The organism is Fretibacterium fastidiosum, assembly GCF_000210715.1.
GTDB classification, from domain to species: Bacteria; Synergistota; Synergistia; order Synergistales; family Aminobacteriaceae; genus Fretibacterium; species Fretibacterium fastidiosum.
On sequence record NC_021038.1, the window covers coordinates 1,257,616 to 1,261,640 of the forward strand.

Here is a 4,025-nt window from a genome sequence, read left to right on the forward strand (position 1 = left end):
CAGCTTCCTCCCGAAACTCGGCAAATTCGACAACCCGGCGGTTATTTTACGCGACCCCTGCGCCGGTCGCCAGAGGCGGACGGCGTATCCCGCCCTCCGGACTTGGGGGGCTGCCGAATATAAGGTGGAGGATTTTTGCCTTTCCCCAAAAGAGCGATTAAGCCGGGGCGCTGCCCCCGATCATCCGGAGGAAGTCCTCCTCGCTGACGATGGGGACCCCTAGCTCCTCCGCCCGCCTCCGCTTGCTCCCTCCGCCCGCGCCCGCCACGAGGAAGCTGGTCTTCGAGCTGACGCTGCCGGAGGCGCTGCCGCCGTGGGCCCTGACCAGCGCCTCCGCCTCGGCGCGCTTCATGGAGGAGAGCTCTCCCGTGAAGACGAAGGACTTCCCTTCAAGCTCCGTGCCCTCGTGCCCGGCGGCATCCCCTGAGGAGAAGTTCAGCCCGCGCTCCCTCAGGCGCTCCACGAGCGCCAGGTTCGCCTCATCGCGGAAGAACGCTTCGACGGATGAGGCGATGACCGGCCCCACGCCCTCGACGTCCGCGATCTCCGCCTCCGAGGCCGCCGACAGGGCGTCCATGCTGCCGAAACGTTCCGCCAGGAGCTCCGCCACGCGCCTGCCCACGAAGCGGATGCCAAGCGCCGCGATGAGCGCGGAGAGCGGACGGTCCTTCGAGGCCTCGAGCGCACCCATCAGGTTCCTGGCGGACTTCTCTCCCATGCGGTCCAGCGAGGCCCAGTCCTCCTCCGGCAGGTCGTAGACGTCGGAGAGCGTCTTGACCCGGCCGCTGTCGATCAGCTGCTCCGCCAGGCGCTCCCCCAGCCCCCGTATGTCGAGCCCCGCGCGGGAGGCGAAGTAGCGCAGGCCCTCCTTCAGCTGCGCGGGGCAGGAGGCGCGGTTCGGGCAGCGCAGCACCGCCTCGTCCGGCAGGCGCACCGCCTCGGACCCGCAGGCGGGGCAGCGCTCCGGCATCTCGAAGGGCCGCTCCGCGCCCGTGCGGCACTCCTTCTCCACGGCCACGACCTCCGGGATGATCTCAGCCGCCTTGCGGACGCGCACCACGTCGCCCACGCGAACGTCCTTGCGCCGAATCTCGTCCTCGTTGTGCAGGCCCGCGCGCTGCACGACGGTGCCCGCCAGCCGCACCGGCTCCAGGTTGGCCACCGGCGTCAGGGCTCCCGTGCGTCCCACGGAGACGTCGATGCTCAAGATCCTCGTCCGCGCCTCCTCCGGCGGGTACTTGTAGGCCACCGCCCAGCGCGGCGCGTGGGCCGTGGCCCCCAGGCCGTCCCAAAGCGTCAGGTCGTCCAGCTTCACCACGGCGCCGTCCGTCACGTAGGGCAGGGAAAAGCGCCTCTCCTGCCATTCGACGATGAACGCCTCCGCCTCGGCCAGCGACGCGCAGCGCCGCCACGCCGGCTGGATGGGCAGGCCGCGCTCCGCCAGCCACTCCAGGGCGTCCCCCTGACGCGTCACGCCGAGGGACGGGGCGTCAACGAGGTAGTAGAGGAAGGCGTCCAGGCCGCGCTCCGCGACGATGCGCGAGTCCAACTGGCGCATCGTGCCCGCGGCGGCGTTTCGCGGATTGGCGAAGGGTGGCTCGCCCAGTTCCTCTCGACGCTCATTCAGCGCATTGAAGCGGTCCCACGTCATCAGCACCTCGCCGCGCACCTCCACGCGCCCCGCCGGAGCGCCCTTCAGGCGCATGGGGAGGGTCCGCAGGGTGCGCAGGTTCTCCGTCACGTCCTCCCCGACGCGGCCGTCCCCCCGCGTGGCCCCCCGGACGAACCGACCGTCCTCGTAGAGCAGCGAGACGGCCAGGCCGTCGATCTTCATCTCGCAGGTGAAGGTCCAGTCGTCCTCCGGGACGTCCCCCCGGATGCGCTCCAGGAACGACGACAGCTCCCCGGCGCTGAACACGTTGTCCAGGGACAGCATGGGGCGTTCGTGGCGCACCTTCTCGAACCCCTCCAGCACCGTGCCGCCCACGCGGCGCGTCGGCGAATCCGGCCGCACCCGGTCCGGGTGTGCGCGCTCGAGCTCCGCCAGCTCCCGAACCAGCGCGTCGTATTCCGCGTCGGGAATCTCCGGCGCGTCCTCGTCGTAGTAGAGGCGCGCATGGTGCGCCAGCTCCTCGTAGAGCTCCGCCATGCGCGCCGCATCGTCCTGCCCGCGCTCCAGTCCGCGGTCAACCCCGCCCACGTCGTTCATGAAAACCTCCCCCAGGGATAAGACGCCACGACGCCCTCGCGCGGCCCTTCTGCCGCCCAGGCCGTCGCCTTGATCCGGCAGGCTGCCGGCTTGTCGTGAGCGACGGTCACTCGCTCAATCGATCCTTTCCGTTGAAAGCCCCGCCGCCGACACGGCTTTCCTCAGCAGGGCGTCGTCAACCGTCCCCTCCGGCGGCATGTAGACCTCTATCCATCGTTTATCCGGCCGAACGAGGACCCCTTCGACGCCCTCCAGGGCCTCCAACGCCGCCTTCGCCTCGACCTCCCTCGCCGCATCTTCAGCCCCCGCCAGCCTGACGACTTTGTAATCCTGGCGCTCGATCTTGAAGACGACCGGCCTCGTTCCGTCGTTGCAGCAGGCGATCATCATCCTCTCGTCGTTGGTCCAGTGCCTCATGATGCTGCCGCCCTGCAGGGCGGTGTAGATGTAGCGGCTGATGCAGTCCCATGCCTCCCCGCACTGACTGCCCCTTCCCATGGTCCAGAAAGTGTCTTCGTCGGCGTATCGGTAGAAGATGAACTCGTCACCGACGTGATAGAAGGGGCAGGGGCCGGATTTTGGGTCGGCTAAGTACTTCTCCTGATATTCCGGAAAACATCTCTTGTCAATCACCGTGACCTTGCATCGATGTTGCATCGCATCCACCCCCCGAATGGCTTTCGAAACGACGGCCCTGATGCCGCGCTTTTCCGCTGAAACGCGGAGTGAAAAAGCTCCGGCCATTGCCGCCGCTGGCTCGTCCCTTGTACAGAAATCCACATCATAAATTATTATACGCGGCAGGGCCGATGGGGCAAAGGGGGCCCGGACCTTCTCAGACAGGGTCGAGGACCGGCGCAGCGGCCCCGCGGCGTCACGCCCCGTCCGGGGCGTCGGGGTGCGGGCGTCGACGCCAGAGTCAGTTTAACCTGTGCAAGGACTGGCTTGATCCTCGATAAAATCGTCGTGATCTGTGGATTGGGGAGCCGAGGCCCCTTCCTCGAAGCCGTGTTATGTCCTATACTTGTCTGTATTCACTGTAATGCCGAAGGGGGTTTGGGTATGGATGAGTTGCGAGCCTATGCCGTCCTTGGAGTACCTGGAGACTCACCGTTCACTGCTGTCCATCAGGCCTATTGCCTTTTGTGCTGTCTCTACAGCGCTGAAAACGACCCGTCCCCTGAGGCTGCAATGAAGTATCAGGAGGTGAGGACGGCCTACGCGGTCCTGAAGGAGAAATTCGAGAACAAGTCTATTTCGACACAACGGAATCACGACGTTTCGGTGCCGCAAGGGAGCTTTTCGGCGGACGCCATAGCGAATTTGATCTTCTTCGAGGCGAGGCGCGAGAAGGAGGAGAAGCGCCGCCGCAGGATCCGGTTACTGGGAGCCGTAGGGGGTTCTCTGCTGTTCCCGATTCTCAGCGGAAGCGGAATGTATCTTCTGTTCGGGCTCCTTTCGATCCCCGCGACATACCTCTTGTGCTCCTTTCTGGAGCAAAACGACATCCTCTCCCAAAGGGGAACGGACGAGGCCTTCTTCTCCCTGCCCTGTCTGAGCTGGTTCCTGTGGCATCTCTTCGTCTCTTTTGAAGCCTACCGTGGCGACGCATCCTTTCTTCTCGTCGTCAAACTCATCGGCAGACAGACCTATTTTATTATGATCGCTTATTTTCTGAGTTTGTGGCTCCGGAGAGGCTGAAAACCGGCTCTTCCTCGGATGGCGGTTTCAGCCGGGGAAGAGCTCATACCAAGTCACGTTTAAAGAAAAGCAGGAAAGGCCCTCCTGCAAGGGGCTGCCCCACAGGGGGGAGGGG

General features: G+C 65.3%; 3 protein-coding genes. 1 reads left to right on the forward strand and 2 read right to left on the reverse strand.

Annotated elements, in window-relative coordinates; genetic code table 11:
- Nucleotides 1–157: 157 nt before the first annotated feature.
- Together ligA and SY1_RS05805 are read right to left on the reverse strand one after the other, a co-directional pair.
- A complete protein-coding gene (ligA, locus tag SY1_RS05800; RefSeq protein WP_015556468.1) occupies nt 158–2,209 on the reverse strand; it encodes an NAD-dependent DNA ligase LigA in 2,052 nt (683 codons plus the stop codon).
- Nucleotides 2,210–2,323: 114 nt separating this feature from the next.
- Nucleotides 2,324–2,953, reverse strand: coding sequence for a TIGR04076 family protein (locus tag SY1_RS05805; protein ID WP_015556469.1), 630 nt, complete (start codon nt 2,951–2,953; stop codon nt 2,324–2,326).
- Between the two features lie 318 nt (nt 2,954–3,271).
- Here SY1_RS05805 and SY1_RS05810 point away from each other — a divergent pair, with 318 nt between their 5' ends.
- Nucleotides 3,272–3,910, forward strand: a complete 639-nt coding sequence (locus SY1_RS05810; RefSeq protein WP_015556470.1) for a J domain-containing protein — start codon at nt 3,272–3,274, stop codon at nt 3,908–3,910.
- Nucleotides 3,911–4,025 lie beyond the last annotated feature (115 nt).

What these genes read in the sequence shown, in the direction of transcription:
- ligA (WP_015556468.1), bottom strand. Translation starts at nt 2,209, where the DNA reads ATGAACGACGTGGGCGGGGTTGACCGCGGACTGGAGCGCGGGCAGGAC.
- SY1_RS05805 (WP_015556469.1), bottom strand. Translation starts at nt 2,953, where the DNA reads ATGGCCGGAGCTTTTTCACTCCGCGTTTCAGCGGAAAAGCGCGGCATC.
- SY1_RS05810 (WP_015556470.1), top strand. Translation starts at nt 3,272, where the DNA reads ATGGATGAGTTGCGAGCCTATGCCGTCCTTGGAGTACCTGGAGACTCA.